The organism is Bacteroides propionicigenes, from assembly GCF_018390535.1.
In the GTDB taxonomy this organism is placed as follows: Bacteria; Bacteroidota; Bacteroidia; order Bacteroidales; family Bacteroidaceae; genus Bacteroides; species Bacteroides propionicigenes.
In genome coordinates, this window is sequence record NZ_JAHBBW010000005.1 from 66,573 (window position 1) to 88,954 (window position 22,382).

The 22,382-nt window shown below is 43.6% G+C and carries 19 protein-coding genes and 1 tRNA gene; 11 read left to right on the forward strand and 9 right to left on the reverse strand.

Annotated elements, in window-relative coordinates; genetic code table 11:
- The first annotated feature begins 71 nt into the window (after positions 1 to 71).
- Entirely contained in the window at positions 72 to 2,384 is a 2,313-nt protein-coding gene (tamL, locus tag KG118_RS08655; protein ID WP_117710225.1) for a translocation and assembly module lipoprotein TamL, read from the forward strand.
- Positions 2,385 to 2,476: 92 nt separating this feature from the next.
- Here tamL and KG118_RS08660 read toward each other — a convergent pair whose 3' ends face one another.
- Positions 2,477 to 3,034 (reverse strand): DUF3332 domain-containing protein, encoded by a 558-nt coding sequence (locus tag KG118_RS08660; RefSeq protein ID WP_117710224.1) that lies wholly within the window; start codon positions 3,032 to 3,034, stop codon positions 2,477 to 2,479.
- 147 nt (positions 3,035 to 3,181) lie between these two features.
- Positions 3,182 to 4,468 carry an NAD(P)/FAD-dependent oxidoreductase gene (locus KG118_RS08665; protein ID WP_117710223.1) on the reverse strand — a complete coding sequence of 429 codons (1,287 nt, stop codon included), beginning with the start codon at positions 4,466 to 4,468 and terminating at the stop codon, positions 3,182 to 3,184.
- A gap of 196 nt (positions 4,469 to 4,664) precedes the next feature.
- On the opposite strand from KG118_RS08665, the gene KG118_RS08670 reads away from it, so the two are divergent.
- Positions 4,665 to 5,858: a BamA/TamA family outer membrane protein gene (locus tag KG118_RS08670; protein WP_117710222.1), complete on the forward strand. Its 1,194-nt coding sequence runs from the start codon at positions 4,665 to 4,667 to the stop codon at positions 5,856 to 5,858.
- Positions 5,845 to 7,554 carry a lipid A phosphoethanolamine transferase gene (locus tag KG118_RS08675; protein WP_117710221.1) on the forward strand — a complete coding sequence of 570 codons (1,710 nt, stop codon included), beginning with the start codon at positions 5,845 to 5,847 and terminating at the stop codon, positions 7,552 to 7,554. Before KG118_RS08670 ends, KG118_RS08675 begins: the two co-directional genes overlap by 14 nt.
- Before the next feature lie 66 nt (positions 7,555 to 7,620).
- On the opposite strand, the gene KG118_RS08680 is transcribed toward KG118_RS08675, so the two are convergent.
- The 4 genes from KG118_RS08680 to KG118_RS08695 form a co-directional block, all read right to left on the reverse strand.
- On the reverse strand, positions 7,621 to 8,178 hold the full coding sequence (locus KG118_RS08680) for an NAD(P)H-dependent oxidoreductase (RefSeq protein WP_117710220.1): 558 nt from the start codon (positions 8,176 to 8,178) through the stop codon (positions 7,621 to 7,623).
- 103 nt (positions 8,179 to 8,281) lie between these two features.
- A tRNA-Lys gene (locus KG118_RS08685) sits at positions 8,282 to 8,354 on the reverse strand.
- Positions 8,355 to 8,447: 93 nt separating this feature from the next.
- Positions 8,448 to 9,251, reverse strand: coding sequence for an MBL fold metallo-hydrolase (locus tag KG118_RS08690; RefSeq protein WP_117710570.1), 804 nt, complete (start codon positions 9,249 to 9,251; stop codon positions 8,448 to 8,450).
- Positions 9,252 to 9,334: 83 nt separating this feature from the next.
- Positions 9,335 to 10,717, reverse strand: coding sequence for a peptide MFS transporter (locus tag KG118_RS08695; protein WP_118323739.1), 1,383 nt, complete (start codon positions 10,715 to 10,717; stop codon positions 9,335 to 9,337).
- Between the two features lie 78 nt (positions 10,718 to 10,795).
- Here KG118_RS08695 and KG118_RS08700 point away from each other — a divergent pair, with 78 nt between their 5' ends.
- Complete coding sequence (locus KG118_RS08700) at positions 10,796 to 11,488, forward strand: HAD family hydrolase (protein ID WP_213388413.1); 693 nt, start codon at positions 10,796 to 10,798, stop codon at positions 11,486 to 11,488.
- A gap of 118 nt (positions 11,489 to 11,606) precedes the next feature.
- On the opposite strand, the gene uxaC is transcribed toward KG118_RS08700, so the two are convergent.
- Positions 11,607 to 13,013, reverse strand: coding sequence for a glucuronate isomerase (gene uxaC, locus KG118_RS08705; protein WP_117710217.1), 1,407 nt, complete (start codon positions 13,011 to 13,013; stop codon positions 11,607 to 11,609).
- A gap of 231 nt (positions 13,014 to 13,244) precedes the next feature.
- On the opposite strand from uxaC, the gene KG118_RS08710 reads away from it, so the two are divergent.
- The 4 genes from KG118_RS08710 to KG118_RS08725 all read left to right on the forward strand — a co-directional run bounded on the left by KG118_RS08710 (position 13,245) and on the right by KG118_RS08725 (position 17,191).
- On the forward strand, positions 13,245 to 14,306 hold the full coding sequence (locus tag KG118_RS08710; protein ID WP_117710216.1) for a LacI family DNA-binding transcriptional regulator: 1,062 nt from the start codon (positions 13,245 to 13,247) through the stop codon (positions 14,304 to 14,306).
- A gap of 61 nt (positions 14,307 to 14,367) precedes the next feature.
- Positions 14,368 to 15,846: a tagaturonate reductase gene (locus KG118_RS08715; RefSeq protein ID WP_118323740.1), complete on the forward strand. Its 1,479-nt coding sequence runs from the start codon at positions 14,368 to 14,370 to the stop codon at positions 15,844 to 15,846.
- Positions 15,847 to 16,008: 162 nt separating this feature from the next.
- Positions 16,009 to 16,443: a DUF6078 family protein gene (locus tag KG118_RS08720; protein ID WP_117710214.1), complete on the forward strand. Its 435-nt coding sequence runs from the start codon at positions 16,009 to 16,011 to the stop codon at positions 16,441 to 16,443.
- 295 nt (positions 16,444 to 16,738) lie between these two features.
- Positions 16,739 to 17,191 carry a hypothetical protein gene (locus KG118_RS08725; protein WP_213388415.1) on the forward strand — a complete coding sequence of 151 codons (453 nt, stop codon included), beginning with the start codon at positions 16,739 to 16,741 and terminating at the stop codon, positions 17,189 to 17,191.
- Here KG118_RS08725 and KG118_RS08730 read toward each other — a convergent pair.
- Together KG118_RS08730 and KG118_RS08735 are read right to left on the reverse strand one after the other, a co-directional pair.
- On the reverse strand, positions 17,169 to 17,690 hold the full coding sequence (locus KG118_RS08730) for an FHA domain-containing protein (protein WP_117710212.1): 522 nt from the start codon (positions 17,688 to 17,690) through the stop codon (positions 17,169 to 17,171). The genes KG118_RS08725 and KG118_RS08730 overlap by 23 nt on opposite strands.
- A gap of 47 nt (positions 17,691 to 17,737) precedes the next feature.
- Positions 17,738 to 18,826: an HU domain-containing protein gene (locus tag KG118_RS08735; protein ID WP_213388416.1), complete on the reverse strand. Its 1,089-nt coding sequence runs from the start codon at positions 18,824 to 18,826 to the stop codon at positions 17,738 to 17,740.
- A gap of 243 nt (positions 18,827 to 19,069) precedes the next feature.
- Here KG118_RS08735 and KG118_RS08740 point away from each other — a divergent pair, with 243 nt between their 5' ends.
- The 3 genes from KG118_RS08740 to KG118_RS08750 are packed head-to-tail and all read left to right on the forward strand — an operon-like array spanning position 19,070 to position 22,373.
- Entirely contained in the window at positions 19,070 to 20,503 is a 1,434-nt protein-coding gene (locus KG118_RS08740; RefSeq protein WP_213388419.1) for a capsule assembly Wzi family protein, read from the forward strand.
- A 4-nt stretch (positions 20,504 to 20,507) separates the two neighbouring features.
- Positions 20,508 to 21,056, forward strand: coding sequence for a dTDP-4-dehydrorhamnose 3,5-epimerase (rfbC, locus tag KG118_RS08745; protein WP_117710209.1), 549 nt, complete (start codon positions 20,508 to 20,510; stop codon positions 21,054 to 21,056).
- A 3-nt stretch (positions 21,057 to 21,059) separates the two neighbouring features.
- Positions 21,060 to 22,373: a UDP-glucose dehydrogenase family protein gene (locus KG118_RS08750; RefSeq protein ID WP_117710208.1), complete on the forward strand. Its 1,314-nt coding sequence runs from the start codon at positions 21,060 to 21,062 to the stop codon at positions 22,371 to 22,373.
- Positions 22,374 to 22,382: the final 9 nt, after the last annotated feature.

Sequence of the window (22,382 nt, forward strand, 5' to 3'; positions counted from 1 at the left end):
TGGTTTTATTTGGCAAAAGTACACGATTATTTCTATATTTGCAGTAATTTATGCGCAATTAATAACTTAGTATGAAGAAAGGCTTTCGCTACGCACTACTTGCTACCGCCGTACTTTTATTAGCTTCATGTTCTGCCACGAAATATGTGCCGGAAGGTTCGTATTTGTTGGACGAAGTGCGCATACAAACGGACAACAAGGACATCAAGCCTTCGAGCCTCTCGATGTATGTCCGCCAAAACCCGAATGCCAAATGGTTCAGTTTGATAAAGACACAGTTGTACGTCTATAACTGGTCGGGCAGGGATTCCACACGCTGGATAAACCGCACCCTGCGCCGCATGGGAGACGCCCCGGTGATATATAAGGCGGAAGAAACGGAACGTTCCGGTGAAGAAATGACAAAGGCCATACAGAATATGGGCTATATGAGTGCTACCGTAGAACCGATTACACACATAAAAAAGAAGAAGTTGAAGCTGACATATAAGGTTTCCGGTGGAAAACCCTATAAGATTCGCTCTCTCAAGTATGACATCCAAGACGAGAAAATCAAGGAATATATGCGGCAAGATTCGGCCGACACCTACCTCACCGAGGGAATGTATTTTGATGTGAACCGCCTGAATGCAGAGCGCCAACGCATTACGGACAATCTTCTTCGTAACGGATATTATAAGTTTAATAAGGAATACATCTCTTATACGGCAGATACGGTGAGAAACACCTATCAGGTAGACGTAACCATGCATCTGGCCCCTTATCGGCAGCACAACGATGACGCCCCGCAAAATCACCGGCAGTATTACATCAATAAGGTAAACTTCATTACGGACTATAATGTGCTTGAATCATCCGCTTTGAGCAGCATAGAAATTAACGATTCCATACATTACAAAGGATTTCCCATATATTACAAGGATAGACTCTATTTGCGTCCGAAAGTCCTGACCAATAATCTGCGTATCGTGCCGGGAAGCTTGTATAATGAACCGGATGTTCAGCGCACATACTCCAATTTCGGACGTCTGCAAGCATTGAAATACACCAATATCCGTTTTTTTGAAACACAGGTGGGCGATACCTCCAAACTGAATGCCTATGTGATGCTGACAAAAAGCAAACACCAGTCCGTATCGCTTGAGTTGGAAGGAACCAATTCGGCAGGAGACTTGGGGGCGGCTGCATCCGTATCGTTCCAGAACCGGAATATGTTCAAAGGCTCCGAAACCTTTATGATAAAACTGCGTGGCGCCTACGAAGCCGTATCCGGTCTGCAGGGTGGCTACAACCACGAGGATTACACCGAGTTGGGAGCGGAAGCGACCATTAACTTCCCGCGTTTCCTCTTTCCGTTCCTGTCCGGAGATTTCAGGCGGAAGATACGTGCCACCACAGAGTTTGGCGTACAGTACAATTATCAGATACGTCCGGAATTTTCACGCATCATCGCCTCTGCCGGATGGAGTTATAAATGGGGATTGCAACGTCAGCGGGCGCAACACCGCATTGATTTGCTGGACATCAACTATCTGTATATGCCTTCCATCTCCAAGGAATTCCGTGAAAATTACTTGGAGAAAGATGAAAATTATATTTTAAAGTACAACTATGATGACCGCCTGATTGTCCGCACAGGATACAGCTACACGTACAATAGCGCAGGGCAGGCCTTGATGAACAACACAATCATAGGCAACTCATATTCCATTCGTGTCAATTTTGAGTCGGCAGGCAATTTGCTGTATGCTTTTGCCAAAATGACTAACATGAAGAAGAATGAAGACGGGGAGTATTCATTGCTGAGTATCCCATTCGCACAATATGTCAAGGGAGATTTCGATTTTGCCAAGAACGTTGTTATCGATAATCGCAACTCCATTGCATTTCATGTGGGAGCCGGCATAGCCGTTCCTTACGGCAATGCAACGATTGTGCCTTTTGAAAAGCGTTACTTCTCCGGCGGCGCCAACAGTGTGCGAGGCTGGTCGGTACGTGATTTGGGGCCGGGCGTTTTCCCCGGTGACGGAAACTTCATGAATCAGTCGGGAGATATAAAGCTGGATGCGAACATAGAATACCGCACACGTCTTTTTTGGAAATTCAGGGGGGCTGTCTTTGTGGATGCCGGCAACATCTGGACATTGCGCGATTACAAAGACCAGCCGGGAGGTAAGTTTGAACTCAATAAATTCTATAAACAGATAGCCGTAGCCTACGGTTTGGGATTACGATTGGACTTGGACTTCTTCGTCCTGCGTTTTGACGGTGGTATGAAAGCTGTCAATCCGGTGTACAGCAACAGCAAGGAACATTTTCCTATTCTTCATCCCAAATTCAGCCGCGATTTCGCATTCCATTTTGCAGTGGGATATCCGTTCTAAATAAAAGAAAATACCCGTCTAAAATAAAGACCAAAGAGGTTTTATATTTTGATATAACCTCTTTGGTCTTTTTAATTCTTATTATTTAGCTCTCAACGTGCTGCATAATAGGTATTGACCATAGTTGCCTGACGAGCGGCGGATACACCTTGCGCATCCAGAGTAACAGTCATTTCTTCGCCGTTGGGCAAAGTCATCTGTGCAGTGCCGTCGTTGTTCATCTGCAGAAGTTCAGTGCTTACGCCGTCTGCCACAACATTCCAAGTATTCAAGTCCTTGTCATAGATTAACTCCATAGATGCAGTTTCATCACCTTCTTTTGTGATAGAGTAGCCGTTTTCAAGAGTTTCTACCAAGTAGTTTCCGTTTTCGCCTTTTACTTTCTTGACGTCACCGATACTTGCCAAGGGATTATTTCCGCTCCAGAACTCAATGGAGTTGATAACCAAAGCATCTGCCAAGTAGCATACGCCATACACCGGAATGATATTGAATGCAAGAAAAACAAGTTCATTGACAAACTTATTGCTGACACCCTGGTTCCAGCTTAACAACTTACCGTGCAAGGCAAAAGAACCAATACATGAACTGAAAAGAAAAGCACCGCATACCATTACAGTTGCAGCCAATTTCAAATTTAATTTTTTCATAATCTCTTTCTTTTATTTTACTGTGTTTATTGAGATAAAATCTCATTATTTGTTTATAAGGTTAGTGCAAATATAACCATTTTTATAAAAAAACACAAAAAAGCCGCAAAAAACAGCATTTTGTAAAATAAAAGAATAAACAAATGTTTACTCCCGTTTCAACGGTTTAATGATTATCCGTAATGACGGATCGTAGGTGAAGTAACTCCACATCCAGTCTACAAATATAAATAAACGGTTTTTTACCCCCACGATACTCATTAAATGAATAAACAGCCATACGGCCCATGCCGGGAAACCTCCAAAACGCAGTTTCTTTAATTCAACAACTGCATGATTGCGGCCAATGGTGGCCATAGCCCCTTTGTTGTGGTATATGAAAGGCTGTAAAGGCAAGCCTTGCTCCATACGTTGTAAGTTGATAATTAAATTCCTTGCCTGTTGGATGGCAGGCTGAACCACTTGCGGATGCCCTTTAGGAAAGGCATCGGAAGTCATCAAGGCTGTATCGCCAATGGCGAAGATATTGGGATACTCGTACAGACGGTTATAGTTGTCCACCTTCAGACGGTTTCCCGGTCCGTAGGCTTCGGTCGGCAAACCTTGCAGACTGTTGGCCTGTACACCGGCTACCCAAAACACGTTCTTGGTATCTATTAGAGCCCCTTCACTCAGCACAAGTTTATTTTCTTTGTAGTTGATAACTCGCGCATTCAGCTTAATTTCCACATTCCGGCTTCTCAGATATTCCGCCACTTCTTGGGACGATTTTTCCGAAAAAGCGGATAGGAGACGGGAAGAACCGTCTATCAGAATAATGCGCATCTCATTGATATTCAGATCCGGATAATCTTGCGGAAGGACAAATTTTCGCATTTCCGCCAAAGCGCCTGCCAGTTCTATGCCTGTGGCTCCTCCACCCACAATGGCAAAAGTCATCAGACGTTTGCGCTCCTCCGGATTTCCGGTATTTTGGGCTTGCTCAAAGCTGTCCAAAATTTGATTACGGTTGAACAGGGCTTCCGATGTATTCTTCAAAGCCATAGTCTGTTTGGCCATATCGCTGTTGCCAAAATAATTCGTATCGCATCCGGTGGCAATCACCAGATAATCATAGGCCAATGTACCGATAGACGTTTCCAGTAAGTCGTTCTCCGGAATGACACATTGTGCTTCACAAATACGTATGTGGAAATGGTTTCTTTTCTTAAAGATTTTGCGGTAAGGAAAGGAAATGGCGCTTGGCTCGATACCTGCCGTAGCCACCTGATAGAGTAGCGGCTGAAAAATATGGTGGTTGTTCTTGTCCAGTAAGACGACCTGATACTTGTCACTCTTTAATTTTCTTGCCAGTTTCAGTCCGCCGAAACCTCCGCCTACAATGACCAGTCGCTTGCGTCCCTCTTTATCGGGAATATCCATTGCTGTTTTCATATTTCAAGTTGTTCTTTGTTCATTATAAAGAAACACAGGGGATTAAGGATTGTTCTGTCAGCACTCGGGTAAAAGCATTTATAGGAAATAATAGACATTAAATCGGAGTTAATGGAAACAAAAAGCCTTGTAATATTGTTGTAACATGGAATATTTACAACTACCTTTGCCCTAAGGGTTTCTTAGCAAATAGAAAATGGACACAAAACTAAAAGGATGCCTGTTATCATTAATTTTGTTGGTGACTGTAACTGCTGTTCATGCACAAACACGTCTGGCAGAAGCAAATACTTCGGCTGGTACGGATTCTGTCATCGTCCCAGACTCTGTTCCTGCTAAACGGAGTTTCTTCAAAAAATTTTTAGACTACTTCAACGATGCCAATAAAGAAAAGAAAAATAAGAAATTCGATTTTAGCATTATCGGCGGACCGCACTATTCCAGTGACACCAAGTTGGGACTGGGATTGGTTGCAGCAGGACTTTACCGCTCCGACCGGAACGATACGATCCTTCCGCCTTCCAATGTATCATTGTATGGAGATGTTTCCACAGTAGGCTTCTATCTATTGGGAGTACGCGGAACGCATCTTTTCCCGCATGATAAATACCGGTTGAATTATAACCTTTATTTCTATTCTTTCCCCAGTTTATATTGGGGAACCGGATATGACAACGGAGCCAACAGTGCCAATGAAAGTGATTATGACCGTTTTCAGGCACAAATAAAAGCGGATTTTATGTTCCGGCTTGCACAAAATTTCTATATAGGACCTATGGCTGTATTCGATTATGTGTACGGGCATGATTTTGACAAGCCGGAGTTGTGGGGAGGCATGAGTACACGCACAACAAACCTCAGTTTGGGCCTGTCGCTACTTTATGATTCACGAGACTTCCTGACCAATGCATACAAGGGATACTACCTGAGAATAGACCAACGTTTCAGCCCTGCCTTTTTAGGGAATAAATATGCTTTCAGCAGTACGGAATTGGATACAAGGTATTATCATACCGTATGGAAAGGTGGTGTTTTGGCAGGACAGTTCCATACTCTGCTGAATTATGGGAATCCCCCTTGGGGGCTAATGGCAACTTTGGGCAGTTCGTATTCGATGCGCGGTTATTACGAAGGGCGTTATCGTGACAAATGTGCTATGGATGTTCAAATAGAACTTCGTCAGCATATTTGGAAACGAAATGGAGTAGCTGTGTGGGTGGGAGCGGGTACCATTTTCCCGAAGTTCTCCGAATTCGATGTGAAACATATTCTTCCCAATTATGGCTTCGGCTATCGCTGGGAGTTTAAGAAGAGAGTGAATGTACGTTTGGATTTAGGGTTTGGCAAGCACCAGACCGGATTTATATTTAACATCAATGAAGCTTTTTAGAAAAATCAACAAATGGTTTGAAAACCAAGAGAACTTGTTTTACTTGTTCCTGGCAGTTCTTATAGTACCCAATATTGTACTATGTTTTACAGAACCTATGCCTTTAGTAGCAAAGGTGTGTAATGTAGTATTGCCTTTCTCCATCTATTATATAGTAATGAGTGGGTCGAGGAATTGCGGAAAGACTTTTTGGATATTGTTTCCTTTTCTATTTTTCGGAGCATTCCAGATTGTGTTGTTGTACCTCTTCGGACAGTCCATTATTGCGGTAGATATGTTTCTTAATCTGGTAACGACCAACTCCAGCGAAGCCTTGGAATTACTGGATAATCTGATTCCCGCCATTGTCATTGTAGTGTTGCTGTATATTCCGGCATTATTTTTGGCTGCGGTGTCTGTCGCCAAAAAACGAAAACTGCCGGAAATATTCATTCACAGGGAACGCAGGCGTGCCTGTATTGTAATGATTCTCGGCATCCTGTCATTAGGAACTGCCTATCTGTTCGATTCCCGTTATGAATTGAAATCGGATTTATATCCGGCAAATGTATGCTATAATATTGCACTTGCCTTTCAGCGTACTGCACAGACACAAAACTATGCGAAAACCTCGAAAGACTTTACTTTTCAAGCAAAAGCCACTCATCCGGAAGAGAATAGGGAAGTCTATGTCATGGTAATCGGAGAAACATCCCGTGCCGCGAACTGGTCAATCTATGGCTATAGTCGTGATACGAACCCGAAACTGTCCAAAGTAGAAGGGCTGACTGCATTCTGCCATGCACTGACAGAATCCAATACTACGCACAAGAGCGTGCCGATGCTGATGTCTTCGATTTCGGCACATAATTTCAATTCTATCTACCGGCAAAAAGGAGTTATCACGGCATTCAAGGAGGCGGGGTATAAGACGGCTTTCTTCTCCAATCAACGTTACAATCATTCATTTATCGACTTTTTTGGGAAAGAAGCTGATACATACGACTTTATAAAAGAGAATACAGGAAGAAGCGCCGATTATAACCCTTCTGATGATGAACTTTTAGAACTGGTAGCTGCCGAATTGGCGAAAAATGCTTCCAAGCAATTTATCGTTCTTCACACCTATGGCTCGCATTTCAATTATCGTGAACGCTACCCTTCGGGTAATGCTTTCTTCCTGCCTGATTTTCCGGTGGATGCCGAAGTGAAATATAAGGATAATTTGGTGAATGCCTATGATAACTCCATCCGTTATACAGACGATTTTCTGTCGCGCCTCATTCGGATGCTGCAAGAACAGAACGTGAATGCGGCAATGCTCTACACTTCAGATCATGGAGAAGACATTTTCGATGATAATCGTCATCTTTTTCTGCACGCATCACCGGTTCCGTCGTACTATCAGATACATGTGCCTTTCTTAGTATGGATGTCTGATAGTTACCGGCGGAATTACCCGGCTCTGTTGACAAATGCCGAAGCCAATAAGCAAAAGAATATATCATCCAGCGCTTCGTTCTTTCAGACCATGCTGGAGTTGGGAGGAGTAGAGACACCGTATCGGAACGATTCATTATCCGTTACAAATGCTTTGTATACCGAAAAGCCCGGAGTGTACCTTAACGATCATAATGAAGCCCGTCCTCTGGATGATATAGGAATGAGAGAAGAGGATTTTGATATGCTGCAAAAGAAAGGCATATCATATAAATAAAATGAATATGCCTATTACTTAAAAACAACTAAAATTCGTATTGATACATCACTTTTGTTTGTATGATTACCAATCATTGCCTGCGTGGCTTTTTCCAATTAATGCTTCAATTCTCTGCTTATAGGTATTAGCCCCCTCCGCAATATTTTTTCCTGCATCAGCCGTCCCCATACCATACGCCACTACAGGAGTTTGCCAGACCATTCCGGCATGTATGGCGCTTCCCTGATAAGGTCTTAATAATTCATCTATCGTAAAATTGTTTCTTCCGCCACTGCGATAGGCGCTATATTCAGAGCCGGTAGTGACTGCCACCATAAAAGCCTTGCCGGCCACTGCCGGAGTCTTGGCCAGATAAGTAAATACTTCATCTTGCCACTTCTTCAACAAGGAAGGGGCTGACATCCAATATAATGGAAATTGGAACACCAAAGTAGACGCTTGGGATATAATCTTGCTCCATGAGTCCACATTAAAAGCATCCTCAGAACGCATCTCGTACAGATTGTATATTGCCACTTCTTCCAACTCTTTAATGGCATCCATCAATGCTTTGTTGGCTTGAGAACTCTTAATGTCGGGGTGTGCCAATAAAACCACGACTTGTTTTGCACCTTTATCCATAGTATGTTTTTATAATTTAGAAATATCTGCTGAATAGTTACAAAGATAAAAAAATATGAATATATAACAAAAAAGGAACAACTATTGTTGTTCCTTTTTTAAGTACACCCTCAGGGATTCGAACCCTGGACCCACTGATTAAGAGTCAGTTGCTCTACCAACTGAGCTAAGAGTGCATTACTTATTTCTTGTTTGCGGGTGCAAAGGTAGTCCTTTTATTTTATTCCGCAAACAATTCCCGGACTTTTTTCGATGAAATGGGTATCTTTTTATTCAAACTCATACAGTTCGGAAGGAGTGGTTCTCTTTAAAGCACAGAGCTGCACATCTTTACCTACAATAATACCTTTCTCCCTTAATTTCCATTCAACGGTTTTATAAGCCAGTTCCGGATGATTATTGTCTTTGCTTAAATGGCAGAGCCAGATATATTGCAAATGCTCAGTGATATTCTCGGCAAGAAATTCTGCGGTAGCAATGTTGCTCATATGTCCGGTACGGCTGGTTATGCGCTCCTTTAAATATTGGGGATAAGTACCCATACGCAACATTTCGTCATCGTAATTGGCCTCCAATATCAAATAATTGGCTTTACAGATATATTGCGCCGCAGTAGGAGTTATTTCTCCAAGGTCGGTGAGAAAAGAGAATACCTTGCCGTCTATCTCAATGCAATAACCTACATTGTCTGTACCGTCATGGGGGACTTCAAAAGATTCGATATGGAAATCTTCCAGCTGCATAGGCTGTTGTTTTTCCAAATAACGAACGGATGAATGCAACTTTTCTGTCATGCAGTAGCTCTTGTTTATTCCTTCGTGAATACGTGCGGTTGTATAGATTGGAATATTCAGCTTTTCACCCAGTCCGCCTACCGCTTTGATATGATCGGCATGATCATGGGTAACAAACACTGCACGTATCATTTCCATATTGATGCCAGCCTCTTTCAATCCTTTTTTTATGGTACGGACAGCGATACCGGCATCAATGAGTATTCCGTATTTTTCTGTGCCTATATAGTAACAATTGCCACTGCTACCACTTGCAAGGCTTATAAATCTTACTTTCATTTTAATCTTCTTAATTACAAAAAAGCCGTCACTTTTTGAAAAAGTGACGGCAAATATACGCAAAATATGCAAAATATAAAAGATTATACTTTCTTCTTTTTGTCGATGAATTCGGTGGTTTTTGCAAAAATCAACAGAGCTATGGCAGCCACCAACCCTATTCCCGCAAAATAATACCAGATGTAATGTGCGTTCACACTGGCAGCTTCCCAAGCTTCCCGGCTTGCAAACAAAGCCGGATCGGGACAATATTTAGTCAACAATACACCGGCTATGCCAAACCCGAAAATAGAAGACAGGAAAGAATGGAGATGACTGAATCCAAGATACATACCTTCTTCTCCTTCGGGAGCCTGCAAAGAGAAATATTCCAGATAGCGTGGAGAAATAAAACATTCTGCCAAAGCCTGTACCACAATACCGAGTATCATCATCAATGTGATATTGCTCATTCCCGCAATGACATCATTGCCCAACAGATTTCCGCATGCCATCAGTAATGCGGATACCGGAATCAGAAACATACCGATGTTCATGGATGTAATAGCGGTACGCTTTGCCATCCATCTGGTAATGAAACTTACACAGCAGACCACAACAAATGGATTCACATTGGCTATCCATCCCGGTTTGGCTGTTTCTCCTGCCATACGGATAACGTACTTAGGCATTGTGGCATACAGTTGTTGCTGTACCATCCAGAATCCGGTTACAATAAGAATCAAAATCAACAAGCGCCAGTTTGTAATGATACGCAGGAAACCTTGCCCTATTTCGCGCATACTTTTACCTTCACCTGCCGTATGCGCCGACTTGTATAGAAGAATAACTGACAGCAATGCAAGAATAGTCATTGCTGCGGAGAAGAAATTAATATAGATATAAGCCTGTTCACCGATAGCGTTGCGCAAAGGGTCAATAATGGTCTTTCCGGTAAAAGCACCGAAATTCACCATCATATAAAAGATAGAATAACCGCGGGCACGGGTTGCTTCAGTCGTTTCTTTCGCAACCGATGCAGATATGATAGACTTGATGAATGAACCGCCAAGCATAATGACAAACAATACAGGAACAATCATCCAACGTTCGTTACTGTCGGCCAACCCTGAAAAGCGTGTTACTTCACCGTATTCCACCAATCCGGCAGCCTCCAGCAAGGTAGGCAGCACTCCCAAGCCCAAGTAGCCTGCTGACAACAGAGAGAAGGCGATAATCATTGATTTGCGGAAGCCTATCTTATCGGCATAAGCTCCGGTGAAAATGGGAAGCAGATAAAGACCGCCTGAGAACAGACCGGAAATCATACTCGCTTCAAAGTCGTTGAAACCTAAGATATTGGAAAGATAAATGGTAAGAACTATAAATACGGCATAATATGCCATGCGTTCAAAAAGTTCTACTGTGTTGCTTACCCAAAAGGCTTTACTAAAACCTTTGGCATGAGTTTGGGGTGATTGAGTCATCCTTTACTAATTAATTATTATGTTTTAATTGTTTATATTTGCGGCAAAGATAGGCAATAACAATAAAACAGGCAACGTATGAAAGACAAAATAGAAGTCGTGGCATTCGATGCGGACGATACTCTTTGGGAAAACGAGCTTTATTTTCAAGAGTTTGAGCACAAGTTCTGTAATCTGCTAAAAACATATCAGCCCTCGGAAGCAGTCTCACAAGAACTGTTTGAAACGGAAATGAAAAACCTGCATATGTATGGATACGGCTTGAAAAGTATGATGCTCAGCATGATTGAAACCGTATGCCGAATCACCGATGGACAAGAAAACATACATTGTGTAGAAGAAATCATCAAACAGGGGCAGGAACTTTTGCAAAGACCTGTGACGCTTTTGGATGGAGTGGAAGACGTGTTGCTCCAATTGCAAGGAAGATACAAACTGATATTGGCAACCAAAGGAGATTTGTTCGACCAAAGAAGAAAGGTTATGGGGTCGGGACTGATGAAATATTTCTGCCATGTTGAAATAATGAGCGACAAGAAGAAGTCCGATTACCAAAAACTCCTTGACACGATGAAATGCCGCCCACAGAAATTCTTGATGCTGGGAAATTCCATAAAATCGGATATACTGCCGGTACTGGAGTTGGGAGGGTATGCCGCCCACATACCTCATCATATCACTTGGCAGCATGAGGCCCATGAAGGAGACATTACAAATCCCAACTTTATCCAATTAAAGAACATCAAAGACATAGCAGAATATCTCTTATAAGGTATCTGTCACTCAGAGCGTATAAGCCTGATTTTAGCAGTATGAATGAAAAGCCCTTCCATACTTGATACTTTACTGCAAGCATGGAAGGGCTGATTTAGAATATCTCTTCCTTGTCTTAGAACTGGAAGAACTTCTTAGCGTTGTAATAACTGATATCTTCAATCATCTGATTAACGCGTTCCATTTCAGAAACAGGAATTTCACCGTTTTCTACATCACGACCTACGAGATTACACAACGTACGACGGAAATATTCGTGGCGCGGATAGGACAGGAAGGAACGTGAATCTGTCAGCATACCGACAAAACGGCTCAGCAAACCAAGTACGGAAAGGGCATTCATCTGTTTCTCCATACCGTCTTTCTGGTCGAGGAACCACCAGCCGGAACCGAACTGAATCTTGCCGGCAATCGTACCGTCCTGGAAGTTACCCAGCATAGTAGCGATTACTTCATTGGCGCACGGATTCAGGTTGTACAGAATAGTCTTGGTCAGTTTGCCTTCCGAATTCAGTCGGTCGAGGAATTTAGCCATTGCTTTGGCTGTAGTAAACTCGCCGATAGAATCGAAGCCGGTGTCAGGACCGAGCAACTTGAACATCTTGCTATTATTGTTACGGATAGCTCCATAATGGAATTGCTGTGTCCAACCTTTTTCCCAATCCATTTCACCGAACGCAACCAGCATAGCCGACTTGAACTTCAGGATTTCTTCCTTAGTCAGCTCTGCACCGCCGTACACCTTATTAAAGATTGCTTTGATTTCCGCATCCGTATAGTCTTCCGCATAGAACTCTTCGATACCGTGGTCGGACAGCTTACATCCCTGAGCGGCAAAGAAGTCGTGACGTTTACGCAAAGCTGTAATCATATCATCGAAAGTAGAGATGGTTACACCGCTTACTTCCGCCAACTTCTCTACATATGCGCGAAAATCTGCAGGAACTTCCACCGCCATAGCCTTGTCGGGACGCCAAGTAGGCAACATCTTAACTTCAAAACCGCTTTCACGGGTCTTGATGTGATATTCCAGTGAGTCAACAGGATCGTCCGTAGTGCAGACCGCTTCTACATGATAACGGCGCATCATACCGCGAGCCGAATATTCCGGCTGTTTCAGCTTCTCGTTACATTCGTCGTAGATTTCACGTGCAGTTTTAGGATTCAAAATCTTATCAATACCGAATGCTGTCTTCAACTCCAAATGCGTCCAGTGATACAAAGGATTACGGAAAGTATAGGGTACGGTCTCCGCCCATTTTTCAAACTTTTCCCAATCGGTGGTGTCCTTACCGGTGCAGAAACGCTCGTCCACACCATTGGTACGCATAGCACGCCATTTGTAGTGGTCGCCACCCAACCAGATTTCCGTCAGTGATTTGAACCGGTAATCGTCTGCTACCATTTGTGGAATTAAGTGACAGTGATAATCGATAATCGGCATTTTAGCCGCATGTTCGTGGTACAACTTCTGTGCGGTTTCTGTCTGCAACAGGAAGTTTTCGTCCATAAAGTTTTTCATCTTCTTGTGTTTTAAGTATCTAAAAAAATTACTTTCCTATTATTACACCTATATAGTATTGATTGTAAAGCTAATAGGCTTGATAAGGCTTTTTACTTTTATTAACCGTTATCGAACACAAAAGTAGAAATTTTACTTGGAGAAACAAAATAATTCGTATCTTTGCGGCAAATATTTATAATATTTAAGTTTTGAACGTAGGACCTTTAAACGCCTTAGGGTAGGGAGAATATGGAAAACAAGAATTATACGATAAAAGACATTGCACGCATGGCGGGTGTATCTGCCGGAACTGTAGACCGCGTGCTCCATAACCGGGGCGACGTATCCCGCGCGAGTAGAGAAAAGGTCCAGAAGGTTCTTGATGAAATAGATTATCATCCTAACATGTTTGCCATAGGACTGGCTGCCAAAAAGCGTTATCATATAGTTTGCATTATACCTTATTATATAGAGCATGATTATTGGCACTCCGTAGCGCAAGGCATAGACCGTGCCGCACAGGAATTGCGTCCGTTCAACGTCGGGATAGATTACCTGTATTACAACCATGCGGATAAAACTTCTTATGAAAAAGCATGTGCACAGCTTCAAACCGAGCCTGTTGACGCGGTGTTGATTGCTCCGAACTTTCAGGACGACACTTTGAAACTGACATCCTATCTGGAAAACAAAAAGATTCCTTATGCCTTCATCGACTTCAACATGGAAGAAACCCATGCATTATGCTATATCGGTCAGAATTCAAAAATCAGCGGATATATTGCTGCCAAAATATTGATGCGTCGTTATCAAGAAGGGCAAGAAATCGTACTTTTCCTGAATAATCAAAAGAACAGTCCGGCTGAGGTGCAAATGCAACGCCGTCTGGAGGGTTTTATGCAATATCTTGCAACCGAGCACGATAATCTGACTATACACGATATCATTCTTCACAAGGAAAATAATAACTCCAATGAGGAATTATTAGACACTTTCTTTGCAGAACATCCCAAAGCGGTCTTAGGAGCCGTATTCAACTCCCGCGTATATCAGGTAGCAAGCTATCTGCAAAAGAAGAAACAAAAAATGAATGCGCTGGTAGGTTATGACTTACTTCAAAAGAATGTGGAATATTTGAAAAGCGGCGAAGTAAATTACCTTATCGGGCAGCGACCGGGACTGCAAGGTTATTGCGGTGTCAAGGCATTATGCAATCACATCGTGTTCAAGAAGCCGGTTACGGCTGTAAAGTATATGCCTATTGACATCCTTATGAAAGAGAACATAGACTTTTACTTTGAGTTTGAATAATCCCCAAACACCATAAATTATAAATCATAATCCATAACTTATTATTAAAATCATTTTTAAGATGAAAGCATTAAACAAACAGACGGCTCCCAAGTCCGTTGCTCCCGAGCGAATCATTCAATTCGGTGAAGGTAACTTCCTTCGTGCATTTGTAGACTGGATTGTTTACAACATGAATCAGAAGACCGACTTCAACAGCAGTGTTGTAGTGGTTCAGCCCATAGAAAGAGGTATGGCAGAATGGCTGAATGGTCAGGATTGTCTCTACCACGTCAATCTGCAAGGCCGCCTGAACGGTGAAGCTGTCAATAGTCTGACGCGTATCGACTGCATCAGCCGCGCATTGAATCCATACTCTCAGAATGCAGCCTTCATGGCGCTTGCCGACCAGCCCGAAATACGTTTCGTAATATCCAATACAACGGAAGCCGGCATCGCCTTCGACCCGAATTGCAAGTTCAGCGACGCTCCCGCATCTTCCTATCCGGGCAAGCTGACCCAATTATTATATCGTCGTTTCAAGACTTTCAAGGGCGACAAGAACAAAGGTCTTATCATCATGCCTTGCGAATTAATCTTCCTGAACGGACACCATTTGAAAGAATGTATCTACCAATACATCGAACTGTGGAAAGACGACTTCGGTGCAGATTATGAGAAGTTCAAGACTTGGTTTACAAAGTATTGTTATGTATGCGCCACTTTGGTAGACCGCATCGTTCCGGGCTTCCCGCGTAAGGAGATTGCGCAGATTCAGAAGAAAATCTGTTATGCCGACAACTTGGTTGTACAGGCCGAAATCTTCCATCTGTGGGTTATCGAAGCTGCCGAGAACCTCTCTCTCCGCCAGTTGGCAGAAGAATTCCCCGCAAACAAGGCAGGACTGAATGTGCTCTTTGTGAAGTCTGAGGCTCCGTACCACGAAAGAAAGGTTACCCTGCTGAACGGTCCTCACACCGTACTTTCTCCGGTGGCTTACCTTAGCGGCGTAAACATCGTGCGCGACGCTTGCAACCACCCTGTTATAGGCAAGTATGTCCGCAAAGTACAGTTTGACGAATTGATGCAGACACTGAACCTGCCTATCGAAGAACTGAAGAAGTTCGCAGCCGATGTATTGGAACGTTTTGACAACCCCTACGTAGAGCATCAGGTGACCAGCATCATGCTGAACTCCTTCCCGAAATATCAAACCCGCGACCTGCCGGGCTTAAAGACTTACTTGGAACGCAAAGGCGAACTTCCGAAGGGACTGGTGCTTGGCCTTGCCGCCATCATCACCTATTATAAGGGTGGTGTGCGTGCCGACGGTGCGGAAATCACTCCGAACGACGCTCCCGAAATCATGCAACTGCTGAAAGACCTTTGGGCAACAGGCGACACCCGCAAGGTGGCGGAAGGCGTATTGGCTGCCAAAGACCTTATCTGGGGCGAGCACGGAGATTTGAATACCATTCCGGGCTTGACGGATATGGTTACCGGCTTCTTGAACTCCATTCAGGAAAAGGGTATGCTGGAAACGGTAAAAGGCATTCTCTAAACAAGGACCGATATTATGAAAATAAACAGGGTAAGACTGCGGTTTTACCCTGTTTTTTTATGCCTGCCACACTGAATATAACAGCACCTATGTGATGCCTAACCGATATTTTTCATGTACCTTTACCGGACAATACATATTCATTAAAACCCGAACAAAAGAATGGAAAGCAACACCGACTTCAACAAACAAGTAGCCCAATACACATTGTGTTTCAACGACCAATGCCCAAAAGCCGAAAACTGCCTGCGACACAGTATGACACAATACAATACAGCGGAAAACATCCGACTGTCCGTTATCAATCCCCTCTGTTATCCGGAAGCGGGAAAAGAGTGCCCGCATTTTCGTACAAACAAGAAAATACGAGTGGCATGGGGCTTCAAGAATCTTTATGATGATATGCCCGCACGTATTGCCCGCGCTGTCCATCTCAATCTGGAAGCCATTTTCAGCCATTCTCCCTATTACCGGTACCGTAATCAGAAGTTGGGACTCACCCCGAAGCAGCAGGAGTGCATCCGCCAAGTATGCAGGAAGCATGGTTGGAAAGAGGAAGTTGTTTTCGACCGATACACCGAAGAATACGACTGGTAGGCATTCCCGCCGGAATCCCCCTACGGAACCGTCGATTTTCTCCCGTATGATAGTTCAATTTCCATCGGTTGGTACAAGGAATACCAACCGATGGTACGTCTTGTACCTTACTATGGTACACGTCGTACCACAGTAAGGTACAGACCGTACCACGCTGAGGTACGGGACGTACCAAAGGAGGAAACTTTCTGGTACATACATATATCTGATAAACAGCAAGGTACACAATGCGATTTGCGAACATATTTTTCCTATATTTGTTCCCTATATCAGCAGAACAACCCAAAATAGAAATATGAAATACGGAGTAAACAGAAAAGTATTGCTTGTCACCGCCGGAGTCGTATGGATTGCCGCCGGAGCCAATATCCTTAGGATAGGGATAGTAACGTGGCTGACGGATTCACAATATTGGTTGTTCAAGATAGGAGAGGCTACGGTTGTGTTTCTTCTGTTCTTTTTGCTGATATTCAAGAAGCTCTATTACAAACATACCAAACGTATCGAACAAAAAAAGAAAGAGAAGAACTGTCCTTTCTCTTTCTTTGATGTAAAAGGTTGGATTGTAATGGTCTTTATGATAACGTTCGGCATTACGATGCGCTCGTTCCATTGGTTGCCGGACGCATTTATTTCGGTCTTTTATACCGGGCTTTCACTTGCACTTATCTTTACCGGAGTATTGTTTATACGCTATTGGTGGGTAAACCGAGAAGGCAACTTATTTACTCTGCCGTCCGAAGAATAAAGGTAGTGGCGCCGATAGTCACAATAGCCCCGTCCTCAATGCGGACGCGGTCTTTATCTCCCAAAATCTCATTATTCAGAAAAGTACCTGTCAGGCTAGGGGCATCACGCAACGTGTAAATAAGTTTGCCTTGCTTATTACGCTTTACATTAATCACACAATGATTGCGGTCCATGCTCATATCCGAAGTTTCTATCGGAACATTGATAACAGTCCCTACACAACGACGGCCAATCTTATTATCTCCCTCTTGCAAGGGCAGTACTTGCTTAAAGCCAAAAACGTTCTCAATGACTGTAATACTACCGAAAGCCTCTTTATATTCAGTCTCATCCGGATTCTCTTCTTTCTGCGGAGCTTTCATTTTCGTTTTGCCCAAACGTATGCTGAATTGCTTCTTGCAGTTCTCGCATACAAACACCAAGGACTGACCTTCGGTGTATTTTGTTTCATCAAAAGTCAGATAGTTCTCACATTTGGGGCAGCGGATACGTTTCATTGGATAGATTGGATAGTTGATTATTAATAGTTCATCACGGAGAAAAGTTATCTTTTCAGCACCCAGGCATTCTGAAATGCTTCATCCTGACGAATCTTATTTAAAGCGCGATAGGCTTCTTTCTCTGTGGCGCATGACTGAATGCTGACACGCATCTTGCCGTCACCGATAATTGCTTTAGCACCTGTATGTCCTTTGACGACCAGCTGTTGTGCCATGGCATTGGCATCTTTTTCGGTGCCTACGCTGGCTATGATGATGTGGTAAGGCGTCCTTGCGGGCTGAGCGGCAGGAATAGCGGTTGCAGTCTCTGTATCAGGCTGAATAGGAGCGACCGGCTGCCGGCTAACCTTTATCTCTTTTACGGCAACAGGAACTGTGACTTTCTTGCTTGCGGACTGCGGCAAGTTAGTCCGGGCGGCTTCTACCTTCTTGTCTCCGGCTTTGGGATGGACAACAATCGGAGTTATAACCAGCGATTGTTTTTCTATCTGCTCGAATAACTCGCTAGGGAGCAACTGCGCATAGTTGGCTTTCACCACTTCCGTATTCTCTATGGGCGTGGAAAGGAAGAAGAACAGAGCCACAATGGCAATCATGGCAACTGCATTCGTCAGATAAGAGGGATTGATACGAATCTCGTACTTACGCTTCTTTTCTTCCCTGACAACCGGTACGAAAGGAATAACCTTGTCCTCATAAGGCTTGCTTATGGCAGCCAGTTCCTGCATCTCAAAACTATCGAGACCATATAAGTAAGGAGTAGTAATCTTATTATCGTAAGGAACAAAATCATATGTATCATGAATGGAATAGCGTAACTCGCCGACATTCGGCAAGTCTACCTTCCCGTCTTCGTGGAGCAGAGCCAGTAACTCTTCCACCGATTTGTCCACAATCTTGGTAGCATCGGAAAAGTCCGTACTGTACACAGCCATATAGGATTGCACCAGCAGCCCGTCATTCATCTTCAACTGCGGATTGAAACCGATGATACGGGTAGGGGGTAAAAATGTATTTTCCTCCACAGCTCTCATTGCCGGAGTATAGTGAGCAACAAATCCTCCCAAGCCCGGAACAATGACACAATCATTCTCCAATAACAATACTTCTATATGTTGTGCTAATTCAATCATGCTACAAAAGTAGCGGTTTTATCGGAGATACACCACTTTCGCCGCGTTTTTCTTATTAACAACTTATAAACACAGCAAACTTTGGAAACTCCTTTATCGGCTATGGCTGATATATTAGATTTTTTTCCTACTTTTGCAGCGTTTTCTACGTCTCCTTTAATTAAGACTATAAACTATATTATATATTTTGAAATGAACACGGATTACTGTCAGCACTTAACCAGATATAGACTATCCACTATCATGCGTATCCCTATCTGTTTATTGGCTTTTATTTTTATAGGAAGCAACATGGCAACCGCACAGGTTTCTCCTTTCGTTGAATACGGAGCCACCGTACATACAGGAGATTACACTCCTCTGTGGCAAGTGAGCAACCAGCAAGGGCTCGGCTCCATTTATGACAATACTTATGTACGGGGCGGAGTAGGCTACAAGCACCAGCTGGGCAAGTGGAAATTTGAGGAAAAGCTGGATATGGTAGCAGCTGTCGGAATGAACTTTAAAGGCGATAAGGATATATTCATCCAACAGGCATATATAGATGTACGCTACAAATGGTTGGGACTTTTTGCCGGAAGTCGTGAGAAAGGCGCTCCATTGCTGAACAATGCTTTAAGCAGTGGCGACATGACATGGTCGGGCAATGCAAGACCCATTCCCCAAATAATGGCAGGCATCCCCGAATACCTTTACATACTTCCGCGCCTTGCCATAAAAGGCGAAATCTCTTACGGCTGGTTCACTGACAATAAGTATCAGGAACGTAAAGTAGGGGCGGGATATTGGTATACGAAAGACATCAAATATCATCACAAAGAAGGATTTATCCGTGTGGGAGTACCTAACGGAAAGTGGCAGTTTGACATCGGCATGACGCTTGATACGCAATTTGGCGGACATATGATGAATGCAGACGGTAGCAGCACCGATTTAGGAAACACACTGAAAGATTATTTCAGAGTGTTTATCCCGGGTTCCGCCGGTGAGGACAAACCCGGCAATGACAGTCAGTTCTATCAAGGCAACTTCTTGGGCAGCGAACAAATAAGACTGACTCACCGTGCCGACAAATTCTCAATCAGCGCATATTTGTGCAACCACTTTGACGACTTCTCTGCTATGGGTAAGCAAAACGGCTGGGATGGTCTGTGGGGAATTGAAATGAGTTTCAATAATTTCAAGCCTATCAATGCAGTGGTCTTTGAATATTTGCAGACTACCAACATGAGTGGTCCGCTGCATGGCCTGCACGAACCCGAGGAAGGTCCTGTGCACAAAACAGGAGGAAGCGACAATTATTACAATAACGGCCTTTATCCGGGCTGGGCACATTGGGGTATGATGATAGCCAATCCTTTGATTGCCTCACCTATTTATAATGAGGACGGATATATGGCTTTCAAATATAACCGTGTAAAAGCGTTGCACATCGGCTGGAGCGGACAGATAAGTCCGGAGTGGAGCTACATCGCCAAGATGAGCCATAACAGGACGTGGGGAACTCCGGGTGCTCCTACACTGGATATTTTGGAGAACTTTTCAGCATATGCCTCGTTCTCTTATTCTCCTGAAAGATGGAAAGGCTGGAACTTTAACGCATCTCTCGCCTTGGATATGGGAGAGATATATGGAGATAATTTTGGTTTTCAATTAAAGATACATAAATCATTCTAAAGCAATGAACTACATACAAACAGAAATTGACGGTGTATGGGTTATTGAACCGAAAGTGTTCAATGACGCACGCGGCTACTTTATGGAAGCGTTTAAGGAAGAAGAATTCCGTACCCATATCGGTGATGTACACTTTGTACAGGACAACGAATCAAAATCTTCTTTCGGTGTATTGCGCGGGTTGCATTATCAGAAAGGTGAGTACAGCCAGGCTAAATTAGTACGTGTCATTAAAGGTAAGGTATTGGACGTTGCGGTTGATTTACGCAAATCTTCTCCTACATTCGGCAAATATGTCAGTGTAGAATTGAGCGAAGACAACAAACGGCAATTCTTCATACCCCGTGGCTTTGCCCACGGTTTCTTGGTATTGAGCGAAGAGGCTATCTTTACCTATAAAGTAGATAACGGCTATGCCCCGCAAGCGGAAGCGTCTGTTCGTTTCAATGACGAAACCGTAGGCATTGATTGGCCGGTTGCTGAATCGCAGCTCTTATTGTCGGAGAAAGACGGTCATGCCGTATCGTTCAAAGATGCGGAATATTTTGAATAAGATATGAAAATAGCCATTGTCGGTACAGGGTATGTCGGTTTAGTAACCGGTACTTGTTTTGCGGAAATCGGTGTCAATGTAATTTGCGTTGATACAAACAGCGAAAAAATAGAAGCGTTGAAACAGGGAATTATTCCAATCTATGAAAACGGACTGGAAGAAATGGTAAACCGAAACGCAAAAGCAGGACGTCTGCAATTCACCACTTCTTTGGAAAGTTGCTTGAATGAGGTAGATGTCATATTTAGCGCTGTGGGAACTCCACCCGATGAAGATGGCAGCGCCGATTTGAGTTATGTACTTGAAGTGGCACGTACCATTGGGCGCAATATGGAAAAATATGTACTGGTAGTAACCAAGAGTACCGTTCCGGTGGGAACCGCCAGGAAAGTACGTGCAACTATTCAGGAAGAACTGGATAAGCGGGGAGTGCAAATGGAGTTCGATGTTGCATCCAATCCCGAATTTTTGAAAGAGGGCAATGCTGTGGCAGACTTCATGAGTCCCGACCGAGTTGTAGTAGGAGTTGAATCCGAACGTGCAAAAAAACTAATGAGCAAACTATACAAACCGTTCTTGCTGAACAACTTCCGTGTTATCTTCATGGATATTCCTTCCGCCGAAATGACAAAATACGCGGCTAACTCCATGCTCGCCACCCGTATCAGCTTCATGAACGATATTGCCAATCTGTGCGAATTGGTAGGGGCTGACGTCAATATGGTGCGCAGCGGTATCGGTTCCGATACGCGTATCGGTCGCAAATTCCTTTATCCGGGCATTGGATATGGCGGTTCATGCTTTCCAAAAGATGTAAAGGCATTAATCAAGACTGCCGAACAGAGTGGCTATCAGATGCGCGTACTCCAAGCAGTAGAGGAAGTGAATGAGAAACAGAAAAGTATATTGTTCGAAAAGCTGCAACGGCACTTCAATGGCGACTTGAACGATAAGACGATTGCCTTATGGGGATTGGCGTTCAAACCGGAAACTGACGATATGCGCGAAGCACCTTCCTTAATTCTGATAAATAAGTTGTTGAATGCAGGCTGTAAAGTACGTGCGTACGATCCGGCTGCCATGACGGAATGCCGCCGCAGAATAGGTGACAGTGTTTACTATGCTACTGATATGTACGATGCTGCACTGGATGCAGATGCTTTGATGCTGGTAACGGAATGGAAAGAATTTCGCTTGCCGTCATGGGCTGTCATCAAAAAGACAATGAAAACCCCGGTGTTGCTGGATGGTCGTAATATCTACGAAAAGAAAGAAATAGAAGAACTTGGATTTACCTATCGCTGTATCGGTAAATAAAGGAGGAAG

Bases quoted from the DNA above. Each gene is read 5' to 3' on its own strand.
- tamL (WP_117710225.1), top strand. From the start codon at position 72: ATGAAGAAAGGCTTTCGCTACGCACTACTTGCTACCGCCGTACTTTTA.
- KG118_RS08660 (WP_117710224.1), bottom strand. From the start codon at position 3,034: ATGAAAAAATTAAATTTGAAATTGGCTGCAACTGTAATGGTATGCGGT.
- KG118_RS08665 (WP_117710223.1), bottom strand. From the start codon at position 4,468: ATGAAAACAGCAATGGATATTCCCGATAAAGAGGGACGCAAGCGACTG.
- KG118_RS08670 (WP_117710222.1), top strand. From the start codon at position 4,665: ATGGACACAAAACTAAAAGGATGCCTGTTATCATTAATTTTGTTGGTG.
- KG118_RS08675 (WP_117710221.1), top strand. From the start codon at position 5,845: ATGAAGCTTTTTAGAAAAATCAACAAATGGTTTGAAAACCAAGAGAAC.
- KG118_RS08680 (WP_117710220.1), bottom strand. From the start codon at position 8,178: ATGGATAAAGGTGCAAAACAAGTCGTGGTTTTATTGGCACACCCCGAC.
- KG118_RS08690 (WP_117710570.1), bottom strand. From the start codon at position 9,251: ATGAAAGTAAGATTTATAAGCCTTGCAAGTGGTAGCAGTGGCAATTGT.
- KG118_RS08695 (WP_118323739.1), bottom strand. From the start codon at position 10,717: ATGACTCAATCACCCCAAACTCATGCCAAAGGTTTTAGTAAAGCCTTT.
- KG118_RS08700 (WP_213388413.1), top strand. From the start codon at position 10,796: ATGAAAGACAAAATAGAAGTCGTGGCATTCGATGCGGACGATACTCTT.
- uxaC (WP_117710217.1), bottom strand. From the start codon at position 13,013: ATGAAAAACTTTATGGACGAAAACTTCCTGTTGCAGACAGAAACCGCA.
- KG118_RS08710 (WP_117710216.1), top strand. From the start codon at position 13,245: ATGGAAAACAAGAATTATACGATAAAAGACATTGCACGCATGGCGGGT.
- KG118_RS08715 (WP_118323740.1), top strand. From the start codon at position 14,368: ATGAAAGCATTAAACAAACAGACGGCTCCCAAGTCCGTTGCTCCCGAG.
- KG118_RS08720 (WP_117710214.1), top strand. From the start codon at position 16,009: ATGGAAAGCAACACCGACTTCAACAAACAAGTAGCCCAATACACATTG.
- KG118_RS08725 (WP_213388415.1), top strand. From the start codon at position 16,739: ATGAAATACGGAGTAAACAGAAAAGTATTGCTTGTCACCGCCGGAGTC.
- KG118_RS08730 (WP_117710212.1), bottom strand. From the start codon at position 17,690: ATGAAACGTATCCGCTGCCCCAAATGTGAGAACTATCTGACTTTTGAT.
- KG118_RS08735 (WP_213388416.1), bottom strand. From the start codon at position 18,826: ATGATTGAATTAGCACAACATATAGAAGTATTGTTATTGGAGAATGAT.
- KG118_RS08740 (WP_213388419.1), top strand. From the start codon at position 19,070: ATGCGTATCCCTATCTGTTTATTGGCTTTTATTTTTATAGGAAGCAAC.
- rfbC (WP_117710209.1), top strand. From the start codon at position 20,508: ATGAACTACATACAAACAGAAATTGACGGTGTATGGGTTATTGAACCG.
- KG118_RS08750 (WP_117710208.1), top strand. From the start codon at position 21,060: ATGAAAATAGCCATTGTCGGTACAGGGTATGTCGGTTTAGTAACCGGT.